Origin of the sequence: Enterococcus sp. AZ020 (genome assembly GCF_050499205.1) — a bacterium.
Classification (GTDB): domain Bacteria; phylum Bacillota; class Bacilli; order Lactobacillales; family Enterococcaceae; genus Enterococcus_L; species Enterococcus_L dunnyi.
This window is the reverse complement of the sequence record NZ_JBIPAT010000001.1, coordinates 2844607-2867766: the sequence shown is the minus strand read 5'-3', so window position 1 is coordinate 2867766 and position 23160 is coordinate 2844607. Positions and strand designations below refer to the sequence as shown.

General features: G+C 36.7%; 20 protein-coding genes and 2 pseudogenes. 7 read left to right on the top strand and 15 right to left on the bottom strand.

All coding sequences use genetic code 11. The features are described from left to right. Nucleotides 1–35 precede the first annotated feature (35 nt). Nucleotides 36–1046 carry a tryptophan--tRNA ligase gene (trpS, locus tag IGI58_RS13745; RefSeq protein WP_429952960.1) on the top strand — a complete coding sequence of 337 codons (1011 nt, stop codon included), beginning with the start codon at nt 36–38 and terminating at the stop codon, nt 1044–1046. A gap of 120 nt (nt 1047–1166) precedes the next feature. Here trpS and IGI58_RS13740 read toward each other — a convergent pair whose 3' ends face one another. Continuing rightward, nucleotides 1167–2882 (bottom strand): ABC transporter ATP-binding protein, encoded by a 1716-nt coding sequence (locus IGI58_RS13740; protein ID WP_087639607.1) that lies wholly within the window; start codon nt 2880–2882, stop codon nt 1167–1169. Between the two features lie 785 nt (nt 2883–3667). Between IGI58_RS13740 and IGI58_RS13735 the strand changes: the two genes are divergently transcribed. Then, complete coding sequence (locus IGI58_RS13735; RefSeq protein WP_429952961.1) at nt 3668–4378, top strand: HAD family hydrolase; 711 nt, start codon at nt 3668–3670, stop codon at nt 4376–4378. 214 nt (nt 4379–4592) lie between these two features. Here the strand turns inward: IGI58_RS13735 and IGI58_RS13730 are convergent, their stop codons facing one another. The 5 genes and pseudogenes from IGI58_RS13730 to IGI58_RS13710 form a co-directional block, all read right to left on the bottom strand. Next, on the bottom strand, nt 4593–7793 hold the full coding sequence (locus IGI58_RS13730) for an SNF2 helicase associated domain-containing protein (protein WP_429952962.1): 3201 nt from the start codon (nt 7791–7793) through the stop codon (nt 4593–4595). Nucleotides 7794–7804: 11 nt separating this feature from the next. Next, a pseudogene (locus IGI58_RS13725) lies at nt 7805–9475 on the bottom strand (SbcC/MukB-like Walker B domain-containing protein); the annotation flags it as partial. A gap of 882 nt (nt 9476–10357) precedes the next feature. Then, a pseudogene (locus tag IGI58_RS13720) lies at nt 10358–10927 on the bottom strand (AAA family ATPase); the annotation flags it as partial. Nucleotides 10928–10949: 22 nt separating this feature from the next. Next, a complete protein-coding gene (locus IGI58_RS13715; RefSeq protein WP_429952963.1) occupies nt 10950–12089 on the bottom strand; it encodes an exonuclease SbcCD subunit D in 1140 nt (379 codons plus the stop codon). A 136-nt stretch (nt 12090–12225) separates the two neighbouring features. Further along, nucleotides 12226–12846 (bottom strand): lysophospholipid acyltransferase family protein, encoded by a 621-nt coding sequence (locus IGI58_RS13710; RefSeq protein WP_429952964.1) that lies wholly within the window; start codon nt 12844–12846, stop codon nt 12226–12228. Nucleotides 12847–13058: 212 nt separating this feature from the next. Here IGI58_RS13710 and IGI58_RS13705 point away from each other — a divergent pair, with 212 nt between their 5' ends. Genes IGI58_RS13705 through IGI58_RS13695 form a run of 3 tightly spaced genes read left to right on the top strand, consistent with a single transcriptional unit; the run spans nt 13059 to nt 14493 of the window. Beyond that, entirely contained in the window at nt 13059–13475 is a 417-nt protein-coding gene (locus tag IGI58_RS13705; protein ID WP_429952965.1) for a GNAT family N-acetyltransferase, read from the top strand. A gap of 30 nt (nt 13476–13505) precedes the next feature. After that, on the top strand, nt 13506–14240 hold the full coding sequence (locus IGI58_RS13700; protein ID WP_429952966.1) for a tRNA1(Val) (adenine(37)-N6)-methyltransferase: 735 nt from the start codon (nt 13506–13508) through the stop codon (nt 14238–14240). Beyond that, a complete protein-coding gene (locus IGI58_RS13695) occupies nt 14230–14493 on the top strand; it encodes a GIY-YIG nuclease family protein (RefSeq protein WP_429952967.1) in 264 nt (87 codons plus the stop codon). The genes IGI58_RS13700 and IGI58_RS13695 overlap by 11 nt, the downstream gene beginning before the upstream one ends. A 29-nt stretch (nt 14494–14522) precedes the next feature. On the opposite strand, the gene IGI58_RS13690 is transcribed toward IGI58_RS13695, so the two are convergent. From IGI58_RS13690 to IGI58_RS13665, 6 genes are all read right to left on the bottom strand, one after another. Further along, the gene (locus IGI58_RS13690) at nt 14523–15635 is read right to left on the bottom strand and encodes a low temperature requirement protein A (RefSeq protein WP_429952970.1); all 1113 of its coding nucleotides are present in this window, start codon (nt 15633–15635) and stop codon (nt 14523–14525) included. A gap of 278 nt (nt 15636–15913) precedes the next feature. Continuing rightward, a complete protein-coding gene (locus tag IGI58_RS13685) occupies nt 15914–16462 on the bottom strand; it encodes a cysteine hydrolase family protein (RefSeq protein ID WP_429952971.1) in 549 nt (182 codons plus the stop codon). Between the two features lie 15 nt (nt 16463–16477). Further along, a complete protein-coding gene (locus tag IGI58_RS13680) occupies nt 16478–17170 on the bottom strand; it encodes a 5'-methylthioadenosine/adenosylhomocysteine nucleosidase (protein ID WP_429952972.1) in 693 nt (230 codons plus the stop codon). Between the two features lie 16 nt (nt 17171–17186). Next, nucleotides 17187–17483, bottom strand: a complete 297-nt coding sequence (gene macP / locus IGI58_RS13675; protein ID WP_087639596.1) for a cell wall synthase accessory phosphoprotein MacP — start codon at nt 17481–17483, stop codon at nt 17187–17189. Beyond that, complete coding sequence (locus IGI58_RS13670) at nt 17480–18052, bottom strand: NUDIX domain-containing protein (RefSeq protein WP_087639595.1); 573 nt, start codon at nt 18050–18052, stop codon at nt 17480–17482. The genes macP and IGI58_RS13670 overlap by 4 nt, the downstream gene beginning before the upstream one ends. Nucleotides 18053–18316: 264 nt before the next feature. After that, complete coding sequence (locus IGI58_RS13665) at nt 18317–19006, bottom strand: hypothetical protein (RefSeq protein WP_087639594.1); 690 nt, start codon at nt 19004–19006, stop codon at nt 18317–18319. A 276-nt stretch (nt 19007–19282) separates the two neighbouring features. Here IGI58_RS13665 and IGI58_RS13660 point away from each other — a divergent pair, with 276 nt between their 5' ends. Together IGI58_RS13660 and IGI58_RS13655 are read left to right on the top strand one after the other, a co-directional pair. Beyond that, entirely contained in the window at nt 19283–19948 is a 666-nt protein-coding gene (locus tag IGI58_RS13660; protein ID WP_087639593.1) for a 5-bromo-4-chloroindolyl phosphate hydrolysis family protein, read from the top strand. A gap of 51 nt (nt 19949–19999) precedes the next feature. Next, nucleotides 20000–21187, top strand: coding sequence for a toxic anion resistance protein (locus tag IGI58_RS13655; RefSeq protein WP_087639592.1), 1188 nt, complete (start codon nt 20000–20002; stop codon nt 21185–21187). A gap of 111 nt (nt 21188–21298) precedes the next feature. On the opposite strand, the gene IGI58_RS13650 is transcribed toward IGI58_RS13655, so the two are convergent. From IGI58_RS13650 to IGI58_RS13640, 3 genes are all read right to left on the bottom strand, one after another. After that, nucleotides 21299–21613, bottom strand: a complete 315-nt coding sequence (locus IGI58_RS13650; protein WP_429952973.1) for a CHY zinc finger protein — start codon at nt 21611–21613, stop codon at nt 21299–21301. Continuing rightward, nucleotides 21610–22161 (bottom strand): biotin transporter BioY, encoded by a 552-nt coding sequence (locus tag IGI58_RS13645; RefSeq protein WP_429952975.1) that lies wholly within the window; start codon nt 22159–22161, stop codon nt 21610–21612. Before IGI58_RS13645 ends, IGI58_RS13650 begins: the two co-directional genes overlap by 4 nt. 154 nt (nt 22162–22315) lie before the next feature. Beyond that, entirely contained in the window at nt 22316–23146 is an 831-nt protein-coding gene (locus tag IGI58_RS13640) for a helix-turn-helix domain-containing protein (protein ID WP_429952976.1), read from the bottom strand. Nucleotides 23147–23160 lie beyond the last annotated feature (14 nt).

Genomic DNA, 23160 nt, shown 5'->3' with positions numbered 1-23160 from the left:
AATAACGTTTATTAATTGATTAAGGTGGTTACTTTATGGAAACAATTTTTTCTGGCATACAGCCAAGCGGAATACCAACGATCGGTAATTATATCGGTGCAATGAAACAGTTTGTTGATTTGCAGAATCATTATGATTGCTACTTTTGTATCGTTGATGAACATGCGATCACAGTCCCTCAAGATCCTATTAAATTGCGTCAGCAAATCCGCGGCCTAGCAGCTTTATATTTAGCAGTTGGGTTAGATCCTGAGAAAGCAACGATCTTTATTCAATCTGAAGTATCAGCACACGCAGAAGCTGCCTGGATCATTCAATGTAATACAACGATCGGCGAGCTTGAACGTATGACTCAATTCAAAGATAAATCACAAAAAAATGGACGAACTGGTGTGAGTGCCGGTCTTTTGACATATCCGCCGTTGATGGTTGGAGATATCATTTTATACAACGCTAATCTAGTTCCTGTCGGAGACGATCAAAAGCAGCATTTAGAATTGACTAGAGATTTTGTTGAACGCTTTAACAAACGCTATGGTCAGGCAAACCAAGAACTATTAGTGATGCCTGAGGTCAAAATCGCGGAACAAGGCGGACGCGTGATGAGTTTACAAGATCCAACAAGTAAGATGAGCAAATCTGATACGAATGCTAAAGGATTCATTTCTATGCTGGATGAACCTAATGTGATCCGTAAAAAAATCAAATCAGCTGTGACTGACTCTACTGGAATCATCGAATATGACTCAGAAAATAAACCTGGTATATCTAATCTATTAAGTATTTTTTCAGCGGTGACAGGTCGTCCTGTTGCAGAAATAGTAACTCAATATGAAGGTAAAGGCTATGGTGATTTTAAGTCTGATTTAGCCGAAGCTGTTGTTGAGCTACTTGAGCCGATCCAAACTCGCTACAATGAACTATTAGCTTCAGATGAACTAGATGAGATCCTTGATAGAGGCGCTGAACAGGCACGTCTAGTTGCGAATAAGACATTACAACGAATGAAAAATGCGATTGGCTTAGGTAGAAAACCGCGCAGATAAGAACTTGAACCAAGTAGATCGATTGCATAGTTAAGAAATTACTTCTATTCTCAGTGTAGATATGAATTTAGGGTGTGAAGCAAAAGTACAACGACTTTTGCTTCACACCCTTTTTGTTGATCAATCTCTAAACTGTGCATCATGTAAACGACGGTAATGTCCACCTTTTGATAGCAGTTCTTCATGTGTTCCTTCTTCTAGGATTCCTTGATCACTGACGACGATGATACGTGTTGCATGCTTGATCGTTGCTAAACGATGGGCAATGATCATTGTTGTTCTACCTTCAGCTAAAGAATTCAGTGATTCTTGGATGACCTGTTCTGTTTCTGTATCAAGTGCAGAAGTTGCTTCATCCAAAATCAAGATCGGCGGATTTTTTAAAAACATTCGGGCAATTGCTACACGCTGTTTTTGCCCACCTGAAAGCTTGACTCCTCTTTCACCGATCAATGTATCCAAGCCCTCAGACATCTGATCAATCACTTTTTCTAAATGGGCTAATTTGACAGCCGTTTGGATCTCTTCTTCTGTTGCATCTAATTTTCCATAAGCGATATTCTCTCGTATCGTTCCCGGAAATAAAAATACATCCTGCTGAACGATCCCGATTTGACTTCTTAATGAAGCTAAAGTCATATCTTGAATGTTGATTCCATCGATCGTGATATTTCCTTCGCTTACTTCATAAAACCGCGGCAGTAAATTGCAAAGTGTTGTTTTACCAGAACCGCTTTGACCCACAAACGCGACCGTTTCACCAGGAACGATATGCAAATCGATATGATTCAGTACTTTTGTGGAATCTGCATATGAAAACGATACATCATCATAAATGATATCTCCTGTTAAATGCTCAACTGCTACCGCATTCGGTTTATCCTTGATTGCCGGCTTCTTGTCGATCTCCTCAGTAAAACGTTTAAATCCAGCGATCCCTTTAGGATAACTTTCGATCATGTTATTGACTTTCTCGATCGGACGCACAAAAACATTTGCCAACAAAATGAATCCTACAAAATCACCATTAGTGATCTCACCATTGATCGTATAATACGCGCCAAAAATCAAGGTAAACAGATTGATCAGGCGAATAAGAAAATAATTGTACGCAGAGCTGACACCCATCAATTTATAAAACATGATCTTTGATTGGCGATAAGCCTGATTCAAGCCCTCAAAGCGTTGACGCTCAAAAGGTTCATTTGCAAAAGATTGTGTGACTCTTATTCCACTGACAGAAGCTTCTACGCCTGCATTGAATTCCCCTAGATTGTCATAAATCTTAGTATTGACCTTTGTCATTCTTTTATTGAAAAAGACTAGTGCAATCGTGATGAATGGTAAAAGAACAAACGTTGCTAGCGCCAATTGGACATGAATACGAAGCATTAGATAAAAGGAACCAAGCAATGTCATTACGGTAATGAAAACATCCTCTGGCCCATGATGGGCAACTTCTGAAATTTCAAATAAATCAGTCGTTAAGCGGCTCATCAGCTTCCCTGTTTTTTGGTTGTCATAATATTCGAACGGTTGAGTCTGTAAATGCTCATATAACTCCCTGCGCATATCCGTTTCAATATTGACCCCTAACTTGTGACCAAAAAATACAACAATATATTGTAAAACTGTGTTTAAAATATAAAAAAACAGTAAGCCTACACAAGCCAATCCAATCAAACGAAAATCACCTTTAGGCATGATTTTGTCGATCACTTGATTGACGACAACGGGAAATGATAATTCTAATAGACCTGCAATAACAGCACAGGAAAAATCTAAGATAAATAAATGCTTATATGGTCGATAATAGCTAAAAAAACGTTTTAACATAAACTCCCTCTTTCTCTTTTTGACTCTTATATATTATACGCAAAGAAAAGCATTGATGCAAAATTTGAAAAAAACACTTCATACTCTACAAAAAGCAAAGTAAAAAAACTTGAGAATAAATTCACATGATAAGTAGAAAAAGAGAAAAAAGTTTATTTTTTAAGCATAAAAAAATGAATGATCGTTATTTTTTAAATGTAGAAAATAATGATTCTATTTTTAAAATCCATATTATTTGAATAATATATTTTGATTTTCACGTTAATAAAAAATAGTTTCTTTAGTAATTAAAGTCGTTGAAATAGATAGTTATTTCTTCATGTAGACAACATCATTATGAAAATTTTTTAATAAATCCATCGGTAATATTTTCAGATATAATCAGTATAAATATCAGATAACTACTTCGTACTTATTATAATTAACTTTAGTTTTAGTTTTTTATACATTTTGCTCCCTGTTATTTCAAATACTTGAAAAGCTGACCAGTATTTGTTAAATTATATACATACATGTACATCATTGAAAAACACCGATAAGTTGCTTATATCTTGGGGAAGATAGGCCTAATCGGTGTTTCTGTTTATATTATACTAAATGTACATTTTTTTAAAAGCCTTATTCTAAAGAATCGAGTTAACTTTCAACAGTAATCCGCCTCCTATTTCAAGAAAATTTGCCTCTAACATTAAAAATTTCTTTCTGTTCTTTTTTCGTGAAATTCGCTACAATGAAAATGAGATTGAAAAAATTTCTGAAAAATATTAAGGAGTGCAACTTTTTTAATGAAAACTATTGTTTTTGATGTGGATGATACGATTTATGACCAACAACAGCCTTTTAGAAATGCGATCAATACAGTTTTTCCTACTGTGAAATCAGATGATATGCATGAGCTTTACATTCGTTTTCGCTTTCATAGCGATGAAACATTTCCAAAAGTAATGTCCAATGAATGGACATTAGACTTTATGCGTTTTTATCGAATCGACGAATCATTGAAAGATTTAGGGTATGCTTCTGTTACAAAAGAAGACGGCATCACTTTTCAAAAAGTATATGAAGAGGAATTAGACAATATCGTCATGCATCCTGAATTAAAAAAAGTCTTTGACTTCTTAAAAAACAAAAATATTCCAATGGGAATCATTACAAATGGTCCAACAGATCATCAATATAAAAAAGTAAAACAGCTTCAACTTGAACAATGGGTTCCTACTGATAACATCATTATTTCTCAAAGTACTGGCTTTCAAAAACCAGAAAAAGAAATTTTTGACTTAGCAGCAAAAGAATTTTCTATGGAGGCTGCACACACACTTTACGTCGGTGACAGCTTTGAAAATGATATTGCTGGTGCCAAAAACGGCGGCTGGCACTCTCTATGGTTCAATCATCGTTTAAGAGCCTTACCTGAAAACGAAACACCAACACATCTTCATGAAGTAACTTCATTTGATGAATTGCTGCCAGTCATTCAATCGATATTTTCATAAGGAAATACAAATAGAGCCCAAATAAACGGCGAGATAAAAGCAGCTCCTTCGGAAATAAGCCGAAATTCACAAAAATTTGAAGAGCAATTTCGTGAATTCCTTCTTATTTCTCGGAGCTAAACACTTTTGTCTCAGCCTCTCTATTTACGAGTAAGCTGCTGCTGCGCTCTGATCACATCAGCTAGGACATACAGCTTCATTATTGTTTCCTTTTCTACAACTCTCCAATGCTCAAAATTGCACGAATATCGTCTTCAGTCATTTTAGCTAACTGCTCTTCATTTCCTTGAATTACTTTTTGGAATAGTTCCCTTTTCTCCTGTTGAAGAGAATTCATTTTCTCCTCAACTGTTCCTTCGGCAATCATTCGCCAGACCTCAACGACATTTTTTTGTCCAATACGATGTGCGCGTCCAGCAGCTTGTTCTTCCACAGCAGGATTCCACCAAAGATCGTACAAAATAACTGTGTCTGCTCCTGTCAAATTAAGTCCAGTACCTCCAGCCTTCAAGGAGATCAAGAAAACGTCTTTTTGACCTGCATTGAAAGCATCCGCCATTTCCATTCGCTCTTTGGGCTTCGTACTCCCCCTTAGATAAAAGGTCGACAGACCTAATTCATCTAATTCTTTTTCAATAATAGACAGCATGCTGGTAAATTGAGAGAAAAGCAAGACGCGACGATTATTTTCTTTAGCTGCGATCAATAGATCTTTCACTTGTTCAAGCTTACCAGAACCACCAGAATAATCATCAATAAATAAACGAGGATCGCAGCAAATCTGGCGTAATCTTGTCAAGCCTGCTAAAATACTTAAACGATTTTTCTTGAACGCATCTTGATCCATTTGGCTGACATCTTCCTGCATTTGTTTTAGATAAGCCAGATAAACTGTTTTTTGTTCCTCAGTCAGTACACTATACAAATTACTTTCAATTTTTTCAGGTAAATCCTTAAGAACCGTCTGTTTATCCCGGCGTAAGATAAATGGTTGGATCATCTTGGCGATTTCTTCCGGCTTCATCGCTCTAAATAATGTACGCGTTGGAAATAGACCAGGTAAAATCATTTGAAAAATCGACCACAGCTCATCTAAATTATTTTCGATTGGCGTTCCGCTTAATGCAAAACGTTGAGGGACTACTAAACTTTTTAGCGCCTGAGCTGTTTTAGTGCCGCTATTTTTGACCATCTGGGCTTCATCTAAGATCAGATAACCTAAATCAAATGCTTGATACATATCGACATCTTGCCTTAAGCTTGCATAAGATGTGATCAAAATATCCAGATCTTTCTGAGCCGCAATAACTTCTCGCTCTGCTTTGTTGCCGGCGATAACAGCTGCTTCCAGGTCTGGTGCAAACTTCTTGATTTCCGCAGCCCAGTTGTATATCAAACTCGCTGGCGCAACGATCAATGCTTTGCCTTTGATTCTATTTTCTTCTTTTTCAGAAAGCAAATAGGTAATCGTCTGCAGTGTTTTCCCAAGACCCATTTCATCTGCTAAAATACCGCCAAATTGATAATAACTTAGCATCTTGAGCCATTTAAATCCATCGACTTGATAATTTCGTAAAGTTGCTTGAATATTATCAGGTAATTTTGCTTCAAATTCTTCTGGGTGAGTCAGGTTTGCAACCATTTCCTTGAATGATTCTGAAAAATGAGCCCGTGAATTATTTTCCAGCATACTTTCGATCATCAACCCTTGGTTTCTAGGTACTTGAATCGTTCCTTGAACATTTTTCATATTTTGTCTTAACAATGTCAGTATTTCACTGGTTTGTTGAAATTCTTCTGAATCAAATGACAAAATCTCTCCTGATTCTAAGGTATAAAAACGGTCATTCCGTAATAAGCTGGATAAGACTTCATCGATTTCCTGTTCGCGGATACCACTGATATCAAACCGAACGTCCAACCAAGAATCAGAATCGGAAACTTCGATCATTGGCTGATGATGTTGAGCATCCAAGAATAATTCTCGTAGTTTTTTCCCCATCCTAACCTCGCCTAGACGTCGGAAAGCAGGAATTTCTGCTTTGAAAAAGTAATACAAACGCTCACCAGCTGGTAATGGTTTTTCATAGGCATCAACACTTTTTTGATAGCCGAATGTGCCAAGCTGCTCAAGGATTTCTTGTTCTTTTTTTCCGTCACGAATCACTTCCTGATTTTCTCCTGAAGCGATAGAATGCGTTTCATCAGTTGAGAAAACAACATCACCATAAGTAAAATCAACTCGAACTTTGATCATTCCTTTGATTTTCCTGAAAATGAAAATTGTTTCCAAAGAATGGTAAACAACTTCTCCTGAGACTTCATCACTGACTGTGACCATCCCGATTTTTTCTAATAATGGCACAACGGAACCAAATAGATCTGATAACTCGTGTTTCTCATAAACGATCTCAGGCTTTTCGATCCGTTTCAACAATTGCAGCAAGGTAGTATAAATTGACTCTTGCTCCGGTGTAAACAGATAGACTTGATTATCACTGATCCCCCACTGATAATGCGCCAAAAAAGTAGTGATTCGATCATCGATCTTTAATTTATACGTACCGTCACTTTGTTTACTAACGTCGAACAAAATCGGCAACGCGCCTCTAGTAAATGTCAAATGACGATATTTTTTCTCTTCATCATTCAGCTGAAAGTAGGGAATATGGGTCATTTTTTCGATCAATTGTTGTCCTTGATCGATCGGTAAAATGAGGTAGCGCTTATCGATCTTTCCTTTCACTTGGACACCATTCGCACCAAGCAGCTGACTTGTTTGATAAACAGCAGCCAATTGCGTCAATAACTCTTGTACTTCGATCGAAAATGCATCTTTCTTCAAATCAAAGTAGTGCTGTTTATTGACTAAAAAAGTGCCCTCTTTTTGAAAAGTTTGTAAAAATTCACCAATATTTTTGATGATATAGGTCTTCGGTTTGACTCCTTGATACCCCAATCGAAGAGAAACACCTAAAACAGCCAGTTCGGGATAATAATTATTTGTTTCGATCACATCAATAACTACTTCAACAACTAAAGGAATTATTTTTTCCGTTTCAGCTGTTTGATTTAGCTTAGCAAAGCCTTTTGTAAACATTTCAGACATAGATACAGAACGCTTTTCAAACATCTGAGGCTGATCGTCTTTGATGATCCTTGAGGTTCCTTTTTGCCGCAAAGATAACTCAACAGCTACAGTATGTTTACAATAACCATGATCCATCCAGTATGGACATTCGCAGACATCATTTTCCTTTGCTGAACCATCTAATTGTACATGGTATAGTTCATTCCCTAACACTTCAGCATGCCAGAGTTTTCGCTCTGGGTCTTGAACGATCGACAAGACGCGTCCTTCTTTCATATAATCTCTACCGCGCTCTACGATACGCTCCGGTATACTCCATTTCATATGTTCACCTCCTATGCCATTTGATAGGTCACTTTACTTTGACCATTCCCATTTGTTTTGATTTGTAACTGTTGTGGAATTCTTGCTTTTAATTCACTTACATGACTGATAATACCGATCATTCTTCCTTCATTTTCAATTGTTTCCAAGGCTTCCATCGCCATTTCTAGCGCTTCTTCATCTAAAGATCCAAATCCTTCATCGATAAAGAGTGCCTCGATCAAAACACCACCAGCTTGTTCTTGGATGACTTCTGCTAAAGACAAAGCCAACGCTAACGCCGCGATAAAGCTTTCGCCGCCAGAAAGTGTATGAGCACTTCGACTCGTTCCCGCATTGTCATCATATACATTGATTTCAAGTCCAGTTTGATTTTTATAACTGCCCGAATCTTGGTTCAGCTCAAACTGATATCGGTTATTCGTCAACAAACCCAAACGCTGATTCGCAACAGTCAATACTTCTTCCAAGTAGGTTTGAAGAACATATCGTTCTAAGCTTGTTTTTCTTGGATTATCGCCATTGATCGTTGCTGATAATTGATGCAAAGCTGTCACTTCTTCCCATTTTTGTTCTACAGAAGCAATCAATTCTTTGATCTGTTTTTCTATATGTTCATTTGTTTGGATTCTTTCTTGTTGTTGATAGTATTGTTCTTCTTTTGACTGAATTTCATTTGATAAAGAAGTAAGTTCCGCTTCAACTGCATCGATTTCAGGTTGTTCCTTATTCTCTAATTTTTGCTCTAGCTCAGTGAGTTGGAAGATCAATTGGTCTTTTTTCTTATCAAATTCTGTCAATTCTTCTGTGATCTTTTCTAGTTTTGGAACTTCCTGCACTAACAAACGCAAGCTCTGTTCATCAAAATCAAACATTGATGCACTGATTGCCTTTTCTAGCTGTTTTTGTGACTTTACTTGCTCCGCTAAACTGGCTTCTTTTTCCTTAGCAAGATGAACTGCTGTATTTTTTAAGATCAAATGTGTTTCCTTTACTTTTGACCATTGCTTTTCGATCGTTTCTTTCATTTCTTCCCACTGAGTATACTGTTGTTCTAATTGTTGCTTTTCATTTAGTACCTCTGCTAAAGATATATCTTCATTTTGTAATTGTTCTGAGATTGTTTTTAATTTTGTTTTAGCTGAAATCTGCTCTTGATTTTTTTCATTCCATTGATTTTCTTGCTCTTTCAACATCTCAATCTGCTGGTCGACAATTGATGCTAATTCAATGCTCTTTAACTTAGCTGATTCAACTTGTACCAATGCCTGATTCAAATCATGAGCTGCTTTTTCGAATTCATCGCTTCCCTTTTTGATCCACTCTTCAGTTATTGGTTTTGATAGTGTCAAGAAGGATATCTTATTTAAGGCTTCTCTCGATAGCTTCAGTTTCTTCTCTTGTTTTTGCAGTTCACTTGTCAGTTCTACCTTACTTGTTTGAGCTTGCGTAAGTTCTGACTGAAGCATTGCTGCAAGTGCTTCTTGCTTTTGTGCCTTTTTCTCCAGCTCATCTAACTGACTTTCCATCATTTGGATTTCTTCGAGTGAAAATTCTTGGTGTTCGTTTTGTATAGGATGTTCAAGAGAGCCACAGACAGGACAAGGTTCTCCCTCGACTAAAAGCAGGCTTAAGCGGCTGATTTGCATTTTTGCCCACTGGCTTTTTTGTTTTTTGACTTGCTCATAAACGGCCGTTTTCGTTTGTTCAGCTTCTGCCAATGCTGTCTTTTTATTGGTGATTTCTTCTCCTAACCGTTCTTTTCTTTGTTCTAGGTGTTGGTTATTTTCCCAATTTTCGAGAAATATTGCCCACTGCTCCTGACTTCGTTCTAATGTCAGCTGTTCTTTTTCGATCGTTGCTTGCTGCTCAACGATCAACTGTTGTTCCTGATATGCGTTTTGGGTGATGACTTGCTTCTCTTTGATTTCTGCTAATCGACTATTGATCTTTGCCAAAGTCTGTTGATTTTGCTGAATATCTTTATTTACTTTCTCTTTTTCCTCGTATAAAGGAATTTGAAATTGCAATTTAGTGATTTTTTCTTTTATTTGAGCCATTGCCGCTGCTTGACTTTGACTCGTCTCATGTTCTTTTTTCCAATGCTGTTCTAATTCCTGCTGCTTTTCTTGTTCCAATTGATTGGTCTGTAGTTGCTCCGTATAAGACAAAACTGCCCGATTTTTTTCGTCGATTTTTTCGATGACGCTTTGATGATCTTTGATCCACTTCAGTTGCTGCTCTTCTGTTCGCAGTTTTTCTATCAACTCAGCTGTTTCATCTAATTCGGTCTTTTGTTTTTCTAACAGTGCCTTCTTAGTAAAATCATTGATCAATTCTTCCAACTGAAATTTTTCTTGTTCCTTCGTTTGCTTTTTCTGTTGAAGGATAGTCACAGCTTCTTTAGTTGCTGATTGTTGCTCCAGCATTTCTTTTTGTTGTAGATTCAATCGTGCTAATTGCTGTTCCACCGTTTGTTCAGCTTCTATGTCAGTCAGCCAATATAATTGATCCAATTTAGCCTCAATTGTTTGTTGTGTTGCTTCGATTCCTTTATTGACTTCCTTTAACTGTAGTTTAAGCTGTTCATTCAAGGTCTGATATAAACGAGTGCCAAAAAGATTTCTCAACACCTTTTCCTTATCACTACTATTTGCGATTAAAAAGGTGCGGAATTCTCCTTGAGGTAAAAGCACGATCTGAGCAAATTGGTTAGCATCTAAATGAAGCAATTCCTGAATAAAAGTATCAACTTCACGTCGCTTGGTATATTCTCTAAGTTCTTTGCCTTTGTGATCTTTAACCACCAATGAAATCTTGGCACTCTGTACCCTAGTACCATCTCCGCGTTTTTTAAATAATTCCTGTTCAGGCTTTCGTAGAATATCATAAACATGGTCTCCATGTGAAAAAGTCAAATGAACTTCCGTTGGTTCAGAAGGATCTGCAAATGTTGAACGCATTTCTTTTCCCTGCCGCAGCTTTCCAGAGCTTTCGCCAAACAAAGCATAGCTTAACCCATCAAAGATCGTTGTTTTTCCAGCCCCTGTCTTACCGCTGATCAAAAATAATGAGGAATCTTCAAATCGGCTAAAATCGATCGTTTCGTCAATAAAAGGGCCAAAGTTTTTCAATGTTAATTTTAATGGTTTCAACTTATTTCCCTCTTTCTGATTGATGGATTTCAGCTAATTGTTCTTTGATCCATTTTTGCTGTTGACCAGTTGGTTCTTCACCAGTGACTTCTGAAAAAAACTGTTCGACCAATTGATTTGGTGCTAGTTTTTTTAATCCAGCTTTAGTTGTTTTCTTTGCCGTTTGGTCTTCTCTTCCATACAGTCGCTCAACACCAATGATTCTAGGATACACTTGTCTTAATTGATTCATCATATTTGGAATAACCGCGCGATCTGTCAATTGCACATGAAGATAATCATCTTTTTGGATCGTTTCATAAAATTCAGGTGAGGTCAGTTCCTTGAAACTCCCCTCGATCTGTACGATGTCCCTTACCGGTTGAATTTCTTTGAATTCAAGCGCTAATTTTTGAACGTCGATATCTACGAGCCAAACCCCTTTTGTCTGATTCAGCTCAGATAATGAAAACTTCAACGGCGAACCGCTGTATCTGGCAGTTTCTGATTGAAGAGCATTTTTCCCATGAAGATGGCCTAAAGCAACATAATCAAAAGCATCCAGTGTTGCTAATGGTACTGTATCTAGTCCGCCAACCATCAATTTTGTTTCTGAATCTGTTTTTTCACTGCCAGCCACAAAAAAGTGACTAACTAAAACATGTGCCTTCTCCGGATCAAAATGCATGGTCATTTCTTTGACGACTTCTTTCATTGCCTGTTCGATCGTTCTGATTTCTTCATTTTCAAAATACAAACGAGCAGAAATCGGCTCAAAATATGGCAATAGAAAAAATTGAGTATCGCCCATTTCGATCGGCTGAAATGCTTGCTCTAAGCGTGTATGTAAATAAAAATCAGACTGTACAAACCAAGGACCGCCTGTTTCCAGACGAGTACTACTGTCGTGATTTCCCGAAATTGCTAAAATTGGCAATTTTTCCTGCAAATTCATTTCAATGACCATCTGATTGAAAAGTTCAATTGCCTCCACCGCTGGTACAGAACGGTCATACAAATCTCCTGCAATAACGATTGCATCAACTTTTTCAGTTTTTGCAATTTGCAAAATTTGGTCAAATGCAGCTTTTTGGTCCTCTAATAAATCAAATCCATGCAGTTTCTTGCCAATATGCCAATCGGCTGTATGTAAAAAACGCATTCCTTCACCACCTAAAAAAAGTCCTTCTCACTATTATACCAAATTTATGGAAAAAGAGGTCATCCAAATGTATTGTAATTATTAAAATTGCATCAAAAAAAGAACCAAAACCTATTTAGGTTTTAGTCCGTTTGTTTTACTCTTTGATTTCATATTTGAAGTTCGGATCGATTTCCTTATCTAAACTGTCAAACGCATTTTGCATTCTTCGTTCCACTTCAGCAATACCCTCTTTGTCCATTTTTGGAACATCGCTGATATCGATCGGCTCTCCAAATCTCACAGTGACACGACGACGTTTGAACAAGTCTTTTAATGTTAATGGTCCTTGATAAACTGCTGGAACGATTTTGACTTTCGCCATTTTGGCGATCAAAGCGACGCCGCCTTTTAGTTCAGAAGAATGTCTCGTCCCGCTCGGAAACATGATCAAACTTAAATCTGTGCTTTTCAAACTTTTGACTGGTGTTTTGATCGCACTTGGCCCTGGCTTATCCCGATCGACCGGAAAAGCATTGGCGTGACGCAGGATGAAGCTTAAAATACCATTTTTAAATAGTTCTTTCTTGGCCATAAAGCTAAACTTTTTAGGTGAACCGCCAACAGCCAAATAAAGAGGCTCCCACCACGTTCTATGAGGTGCAACTAAAATATAATTTTCATTTTGAGGAATACGGTCTTTTTTTTCATAATGTGCATTGCCATTGATAACAAATAGCACAACACGCACAACACCGCGCATAAATGTAAAAAACATAATTTTCTTCCTTTCTTTTCACTAGTTATAAGTATGCCGAAAGCTTTGGCGTTTGACAAGTCTTTTTCTTTAGTTTCTTATGATTCTTAATCGTAGTATAATACAATGATTTTAGTGATTCCATCAAAGTGTCTTTTACATTAAGAATCATTGTCAAGTCTTTCTATTTCAGCATAATTACTATATAATCTAAGAAAAATGGAGGCTATCTTATGGTTGAATTCAAACAACTCGCACTTAGTGAAAATGAAGAGAAACTGATCGAACTGCTTTCTGAAAATCAACTTGAAGAGAAACAAATTCCTTCTGAACCAAATTGTGATTTTTCATTGGCGCTTTATGACGATGGACATTATCTTGGCGGAATCACAGCAAATAAATGGATGAACATCACACATATTTCTCTACTTGCGCTTGTCAAAAGTGCTCGCGGAAAAGGTTATGGAACAAAGCTTTTAAAAAAGGCTGAAGCTTTTGCTGCAGAAAAAGGAGCATCTGTCATTACGATCCATACACAAGATTACCAAGCAAAAACATTTTATGAACAATTTGGTTATTCCGTTTTTGGAAAACTAGAAGATGTTCCATTTGAAGGAACAACAAAGTTTTATTTAATGAAAAAAATTTAATTATAATCTACTTAAAGGAATGAACAATACATGCTATTACCAGGTGAACGAATCGATCAATTATTTGCTGATGATATCCAGATCATCCAAAGTAAAGAGGTGTTTTCTTTTTCGATCGATGCTGTCTTGCTGGCAAATTTTCCCAAGCTTCCTAAAAAAGGAGTAGTCGTAGACTTATGTGCCGGTAATGGTGCTGTGGGTTTATTTGCCAGTAGAAAAACAGACGCCAGAATCATACAGATCGAACTTCAAACACGCTTGGCCAATATGGGACAGCGTAGTATCCAGCTTAATCAGCTAGAACAACAGATGACTATGATCGAACTAGATCTAAAAAAGGCAACAACAGCAATCAAGCCAGACTCTGTCGACCTTGTTTTATGTAATCCTCCTTACTTTAAGGAACTGCCAACCAGTCAGAAAAATCCTAATCCTCACCTAGCGATCGCTCGCCATGAAATTCATACGACGTTAACTGAAGTCGTTGAAGTCTCTTCAAAACTATTAAAAACTAACGGACGCTTAGCGATGGTTCACCGTCCTGATCGCTTCTTAGATATTTTACATGCAATGGAAGCTGCTGATATTGCACCTAAACGAGTTCGATTTGTCTATCCGAAAGTTGGAAAAGAGGCAAATGCATTATTGATCGAAGGAATCAAACAAGGAAAGAAAGATGGTTTTCGTGTTCTTTCTCCTCTATTTACTTATGATGAAGAAAATAATTATTTACCAGAAATGAAGGCGATGTTATATGGAAACTGAACACTACTTTTACGTTCTTCATTGTAAAGATGATACTTACTATGGCGGTTACACAACTGATCCTGATCGCCGCCTGAAAGAACACAATAGCGGAACTGGCGCAAAATATACGAGGCTTGCTTCACGTTTACCGGCACAAATGATCCACATCGAAAAATTTACCAGCCGCAGCGAAGCAACTAAGGCAGAGTATGCCTTTAAAAAATTGACTCGTAAACAAAAAATAGCCTATTTAAATAAAAACCATCCTTGATCAAAAAACTGATCAAAGATGGTTTTTATTTATTCAACTTGCATTTTCAACTCCTGCTTTACCTTATAAAGGAAGAATAATAAGAAAATAATATTCACAAGTAAGAACGGAGCTGTATAATCTTGCAACAGCAACCCTATCACCACCCAGCCGACAAAATAAAGAATATTTTTACTGATGAAAGGAAGATAATTGTACTCTTTTTTCGTATAGATGAACATATTGACAAGCGTGCCGCCCAGGAAACAAATTAGACTGGCCGCTAAACACAGAACAAAAAACAGTGGATCGATCTCACCTTTTACGTAGTTTTCATATAAGACGATCGATAGTTCCAATCCAGCAAATACAAAATAATGAGAATGGATCAAGACCAGCCCTGCCGTAGTTTTTTGCCGATCGATCCCAGATTTATAGATCGTATTATAAAATAGAAACATCACAACGATCAATAAAAAGAACAAGACACTGCTAAACTGAATATCATTAAATAAAATCGTACTGGCAACAGCTATCACAGCCTCACCAAACAAAAGTAAGGTAAATAAACTGTAGCGCTCAGTCAAATGTTCAAAGTTGGTTGGAAAATCCAATAATGCTTTTTTTGTCAAGATCGGGAAAAAAGCGGTGATAAAAATTGAAAATGCATAGATAGCAAAACGAAGCCAATAGCTTCCAAACGGCAGTATTGAAATGAATCCGAGCACTCCACTTACGACTAAGACTACCGCCAATTGAATACATAACTTTCTAATAATTTCATTATCCGTACTTTTCATCTTCAAGTAATACTGCAAAGCAATACTAAAAAACAAAATAGAGGTCGCGCCTGCAAAGGTAAAATGAGTTCGCTCAAAATCGACATTGATCGACTGCGCTAAAATAATGACCCAAAACATATCAAAAAATAAAAAAAGAGCACTTAACTTATTTTTGATCGAAAAACGATTCGCAAAAACGGTTTGGTAAGTCCAAATCGTCCAAAAAACAAGCGTCAGCATCAAAAATTCTCCAAGGCTTTTGAAAGACAACAGGTGATCTGTTCCGACAAGTAAAATAGAGGCGATTTTACTAATAGCATACGCAAAAATCAAATCATAAAACAATTCAAACTCAGTCACTTCTTTTTTCAGTATCTGCATTTGATCACTTCCATTCTGATTTAATAAGTTCTCCTGTTCTTTATTATTATAATGGTTCTTTTACCATTAATACAAAAATAGTGATCTTTCGCACTAAAAAAGTGTCTGGGACAAAACTCTGCGAGTCAAATCCCGGACACCTGGAATCCAGATAAGCGGTGAGAGCAGAAGCAATCCCTTCGGAAATAAGCTAGAATTCACAAAAATTTGGAAAATAATTTTCGCGGATTCTTTCTTAATTTCTCGGGATTAGACACTTCTGTCTCAACCTATTTTTTCTATTCAATTATTTGAGCACCTAATGTTTGTTTGAAGTGCGTTAAGGCCCACTCATGACCTACTGGATCAAAACTGGCGACTGCTGATTTATGCACAACAATTTGATACCCTAAATTATACGCATCTACTGCCGTATGCAGGACGCAAATATCTGTACAAACACCTGTCAAATGAACTTCTGTGATCTTTCTCTCACGTAAACGGATATCTAAATCCGTCCCGCTGAATGCAGAATAATGGCGCTTATCGATCCAATAAACATTTGACTGATCCGAGCTTTGTTCATAAAGATCAGCAAGTGCTCCATACAACTCTCTGCCCGTTGTACCCTTGAGATTATGGGGAGGAAACAGCTCTTTTTCAGGATGATATCGATCTTTTGTATCATGGCAGTCTATTGCATAGACAACAAAATCATCATTTTCAGTAAATGTTTTTGTCAATTCGACTAATGCGGATTCAATCGCTTGTCCAGCCTGCCCTGTTGTCAAAGCGCCCTCATTGGCTACAAAGTCCTTAGTGTAATCAATAGAAATCAGTGCTTTCATCGCTATCCCTCCAAATTAGACAAGATGTTCTACAAAATGAATCACCATTTGAGCAGATTTCTCGCCTGCTTCTTCAATGAACTCATCAAACGTTTGACTTGCCTCATGATCAGCCGTATCACTGATTGCTCGAACAACTAGGAACGGAATCTTGAATTGTGCCGCAGCTTGAGCAATAGATGCCCCCTCCATTTCACAAGCTAATGCCTCTGGAAAGTTTTGAAGGATTTTTTGTACTTTTACTTTATCGTTGACAAATGAATCGCCTGTAACGATCAGTCCATGTCGAACGGACATTCCAGTTTTTTCTGCAGCTTTTTTCATTTCTAGCTTCAAATATTCACTGCACTCATAGTATAAAGGCATGCCAGGCAGCTGTCCTGGTGCATAACCGAAGCCAGTGACATCAACATCAAAATAAGCTAATTTATCAGAGATCACTACATCACCAACTTTTAACCCTGATCCTATACCGCCGGCTGAGCCAGTATTTATGACCATGTTTACTCCGTATTGGTGGATCAAAAGCGTCGTCGTAACTGCTGACAATACCTTACCGATCCCTGAACGTACAACGATTACTTCATGACGCCCTAAAGACCCTGAGACAAAAAGTGCTCCTGCTCTTTCCCACGAACGAGTATCTGATAATTTTTCCTTTAAAATTTTTACTTCCTGATCCATCGCACCGATAATACCGATTTTCATACTGATTACCTCTTTTCTATAAATTCAATACAATAAATATCACGATCGCAAGTAAAATGGCAACAACAATAATCGCTTTCGTCAATGTGCTGCTCCGTTCGCGGATTTTTGTCTGCTCATTTGATCGGCTTTTTGTGATTTCCTTTTGCTTTTTATGTTCTTTGCGGTAAAAGCTGGAAATTTCTTTTTCCTTTTTACGGTATTCTTTATCCGCTTCTTTTTTTTGTTGTTCCAAATATTTCTGTTCTTCTCTTTCAGCCTCTTCTTTTCGCTTTCGTAATTCTGTCCGAGTGACCAGCGGACCTTTGCTCATCGTTTATCCTCCTTTAGCTGCTGCAATTCCCAATATTGTACAGCAAAGATTGTTTTGGCATCGCAAATCAATCCGCTAGCGATTTCAGCTTTTGCCTCAGCTAATGTTAATGTATATAATTCTATCACTTCATCATCATCTAATGGACGAGGATTAGGAACTTTTTCAAGTTGTTCAGCAAAATAAATATGAAGTAGTTCATTCGCAAAACCTGGTGAGACATACATAGAGTTTACAAAAGAGAACTTATTTGCACGATAACCTGTTTCCTCTTCTAACTCTCGCTCAGCCGTTTCTTTAGGATTATTCTGTTCTCCAGGATCGATTTTGCCGGCAGGAATTTCCAAAGTAACTTTTTCCAGTGGTTTTCGATATTGTTTGACCATGATCATTTTATTATCTTCTGTGATCGGAATGACTGCAACAGCACCTGGATGAAACACTAATTCTCGTTTTCCCGTTCCTCCATCAGGCAGCTGAACATCATCGACGACGACCTCAATGATATGACCTTTAAATATTTCATTTCTGGAAATCGTTTTTTCTTCAAAATCTTCAAAATTCATCATACTGTTCACCAATCTTTCTATCGATATCATACCTTAATTTTGAAATTTTATCACTTCTGCTTCTTTTTGTGAATCCTTTCTCTCAATTAATTGCTCATTTATGCGCAATTCACATGATTTATTAACAATAACTTAGGACTTTCGCTATCAGTTACAATTATACCAGTAATTAGTCTTAACAAACTTTTTTTCGATTTTACTCGCTAAAATAAAAAAAGAAGGGAAACAAGACGCTCGTTTCCCTTCTTCTCTATAAAAACTTTTTTATAGTTCTGTCAATGATTTCATAAGCTTGATCATATCAGGCTCATTCTCCTTCTTTGTACTTTCCAAAGTCCAGCTGATACATTGAAGGTAGTGGTCTTCGCTTTCCATTAAATCATACATGTAATAAACTTCTATACCGTCTTTCGTTGCAGTGAACTTACGGCGTTCACCTTTCATCCCGTTATATTTGATCGATTCTTTTTTCTCATTCGATATCTCTCCTAAATCAGAAATATCGACTGATTTTTTAAACGCAGAAAAATTTTCAAAATCTTTTTTGGCTTCACTTAACACAATATAATAGGTTTCTGTATTCGAATTTTTCACGCTAATATCTGCATTATCACTCAATTCTTTTGTCTCGACAGTCTCCCATCCTGTTGGAAGCTCTACTTTAAAGTCACCATTACTTGTCTTGATCACTTCTACTTTGCCCTTGTCTTCAGTAGAAGATTGTGTTGTTGTTTCTGTCGCTTGTTTATTTTCATCTATTGTACTACTTGTCTCAGTGCTATCTCTGGGTTCATAAAACACTTCATCGCCTTCATAGGAAACAGATTCCTCAATGCTGGAACTCGACTCTTCTTTATAGGCATCCTCTATTATTTCTACCTCAGCTTTACGCCCAAAACAACCTGTGAGCATAAACCCTACAAATAAAAGCGGTATGATATTTTTTATCTTCACTGTATTTCTCCTTTATACCAAATCATTATTATCCATTATACCCTATGGTTTTGCTTTTTTCTCAGATTTCTTTTGACTTTTTTGTGAACAGGATGCATCATTCTACATCCTAAGTAGTAAAAAACAGTTGAATTCACTTGTCATTTCTTACATTTTCTCTAAATATTAAAATCCATCTTTGGACTGATATTCTTTCTTAAGTAGAATGTGCTAAAATAGCATATATAGCGAAGGAAAATTAACTTTCGATGGAATAAATGATTGGAGGGAACTGAAATGAGAACAGGAAAACTTATTAAAATAATTGCCTACTTGATTTTAGCTGGCTTCGTTCTGCGTTTTATTACCGGTATACATCTACCTGCCGTTATCGTGGCTTTAGTGATATTAATGGTGCTGCTCTTTACTGGGTCAAACAAAAAGAATGTGAAAAAAGAAGAACAGCTGCCTAGCTTGACCAAGGCAAAAGAAGAACATTATTCTGAATCAGGTATGACAGATCAGGAAATCACCTTTTTCCGTGATACGATGAACACAACAAAAAAACAGATCATTAAACTGCAAGAAAATATGAACGCCTCAACTAAATTGAGAGCGATCGATTTGCGCAATGATACATTGCGAGTATCCAAAGCTTTGTTCAAGGAATTAGTTAAGGAGCCTAAAAAGCTTCATTTAGCAAATCATTTTCTTTACACACACTTACCTAACTTAGTTGATTTAACAAGTAAGTATTTAGAAATCGATGATCATGAAATCAAAAATAAACAAACCTATGAAAAATTAGAAGAAAGTGCTCAAATTATCGATCAAGTCTCAAAATTGATCAAAAAAGATTATGAACAATTTGTTGCAGACGATTTAGATGATCTAGATATTGAGATTTCCGTTGCTAAAAACAGCTTAAAAAGAGATAATGAACATAGTGAAAATGAAGAATAATATCATTAACAGCACTATGTAAGCTCGTTTATGCACAGAGGAGGAAACTATATGGAAAATAAGCCAAAAGATGTGACACCTGTCAGTGATACTTTAGATGATTTATTAAATAACCCGTTTTCAACCCCTATCGATTCATTGACTGCTACACAGCAAAGCGAAATTTCTGCTTTACAGGATCAGCAAGTGGCTGCCCGTTTGGTAGATAAATTACCAGAAGAACGTCAGGCACAGGCCAGAGAATTAGCGTCAAAAATCGATGTACAAGATGCCCAAGCGGTCATTACTTATGGAGCTGCTGCTCAAACAAAATTAGGAGAATTCTCTCAATCAATGTTAAATCATGTGCAAGCACAAGATATCGGCCCTCTTGGCGATTCATTGACCGATTTGATGTATCGTCTAAATGAAGCGAACCCGGATGAATTACGGACTGGTGAAGGAAATATTTTCCAAAAAATGTTTGGAAAAGTCAAACAGTCGATCTTTGAAATCACTGCAAAATATCAAAAAATCGGTGCACAAATCGATAAGATCGCCATCAAACTTGATAAAGAAAAAAATGGCTTGCTAAAAGATAATTTAATGTTGGAACAGCTGTATAACAAAAATAAAGATTATTTTGATGCATTGAATATCTATATTGCTGCAGGAGAATTAAAAATCGAAGAATTACAAACAACGATCATCCCGGAAGCAATGAAAAAAGCAGAAGAATCAGGCGATCAGATGGACGTACAAATCGCCAACGACTATACACAATTTTTAGATCGTTTAGATAAACGGACCCATGACTTGCGGTTGGCTCGTCAAATCACGATCCAGCAAGCACCACAGATTCGTCTAATTCAAAATACCAACCAAGCATTAGCAGAAAAAATTCAGGCATCGATCAATACTGCCATTCCACTTTGGAAAAACCAAGTAGTTATTGCTTTAACTCTTTTGAGACAAAAAGATGCTGTAACTGCACAACGCCAAGTCTCTGAAACAACCAATGATCTATTGAAGAAAAATTCTGAAATGTTGAAAATCTCAGCAATCGAAACTGCTAAAGAAAACGAACGCGGTATTGTTGATATTGAAACATTACAAAAAACACAAAATGACTTAGTAGAAACGATCCAAGAAACATTACGTATTCAAAAAGAAGGAAAAGAAAAACGTAGAGCTGCTGAAATCGAATTAGGTCATATGGAAGAAGATCTGAAAAATAAATTATTGGAATTGACTCAATAAGAATCAGAGCCCGAAACAAAGCTATTTTCTAACTTTGTTTCGGGCTCTTTTTTTGATGTAGTAAGTAAAGTTGCTATGTCTACTTGGCTTCTTTCATCCTTGTTTATACGATTAACAAAAATAAATACCTTCATGACTTGCACACTTAGAATTGAATTGGTGACCACAATTTGGACAAGAACCGCTTTGTTTATATTGATCATAATTCATTTCAACAGAGCAGACCCCACAGAGAATTATTTTGACCTGGGAATCTTTACTGACTGGCCAAGCTTTAAAGCTATGCTCTTCCATTTCGTCGTGGCAATGATAGCATGCATAATACGTCCGACATTCATAACACTGATTGGCAACAACATCATACTCAGAATCATAATGACTGCATCTGCCATGCTCATCGACACCGATGCCGCTGATCCTCTTCACGATTGTTCCCCTTTTTTTAGAAGAACTCTTGACAGTCTCTTAGCAACAAAAGCAGTTAAAAAGGCCTTGATCGTATCCCCAGGAATAAATGCCAAACTTGCCACTAAACTTTTTGAAAGAGAAACATCTGATAATAGACTTACACCAACAGCACCACAAAAATCAATGAAAACTGCGCCAAAGATAAAAGTAATGACAAATGCATAGATAAGCTTCTGATTGTTTGGATTGAATTTTTCAGTTAACCAGCCAATCAAAAAAGTCGCAAAAGGATACGCGAAAAGATACCCTGCCGTAATACCTATAAATACAGTGATCCCACCGCGTCCACCTGCTAAAATCGGAAATCCGATTGCTGTTAGTAGTAAAAACAGCAGCGTAGCAATCGTTCCATTCTTTTTCCCTAAAAGTAACCCACTCAACATGAATCCAGCATTTTGAATAACGATCGGCACTGGTAACAGACTAATTGGGATCGGCGGGAAAAATCCTAACACAATAATAATGCTTATCATAATTGCAACTCTTGTAATATCTTTTGTCTTCATAGATCGGCTCCAAACTATTTGTATTTGTTGTATCTTTAAAATACTATTTACTTTTTCTTTTGTCAACCTTTTTCAAATAATGGTTAACAAAAAAAGCAGAAGACTCAATTATATCCTCACATCAATAAGATTTACAGCTATTTCTTTTACTATTTTAGGAGGTCTGATCGATTTTTCTTTCCAAAAACTGTTCAACTTGTTCAAGTTCAAACTCATTTTCACTATTTTTTTGACATAATTTATGTTGTTTTCTAAATGATAATGGTGGTAAATCAAATTTATCCTTGAATGATTTATTGAATGCCCTAAGACTGGAGAAACCTGTGTCCAAAGCGATGTCCATAATTTTGGCATTCGTCTTTTTTAGAAGACGAACACTGTAAAATAGTCTGACTTCCCGTAAATAGATTTGGATAGAAAAACCTGTACTCTTTCTAAAGTTTTGAAAAAGAGTATATTTATCCAACATAAAATGTTCGACCAATTTTTCTAAGCAATGCTCCTCCATATAATTTTTATTGATATACTCCAAAATCTCTATAAAATCAGTGAATGGGCTGCCCTCGTCTCTCACGGTCTTCTCGATGAATATAATCTGATTTCTCAGTAACATCTTCAACAAATACTGAGGATGTTCTTTATAAAGTAGACATTTAACAATTTCTTGATAGATTTTTTCACTAGAAATTGTTAAAGGACTGGGTTGTTTAAATCGACAGTTCAGCCACTTTTCTGGCGTAATGTTCAAGCTTACACTTAATACCTGATTCTTGCTGCTTGGAAAAACACTCATCACTTCATTCTTATTCAATAGGTAAATCTCCCCTTTTTTCAACACCACATACTGATCCAATAAAATCAATTCTATTTGTCCTGAAATAACCATCAATAGTGTTAATTCCTCATTAGGATAAAGCATTTTTTCTTCTATTTCGCTAGTGAAATATTTAGTGATCGTTGTTTTAAGTCCTTGTTTGCTATGCATTCTCTTTGCTCCCT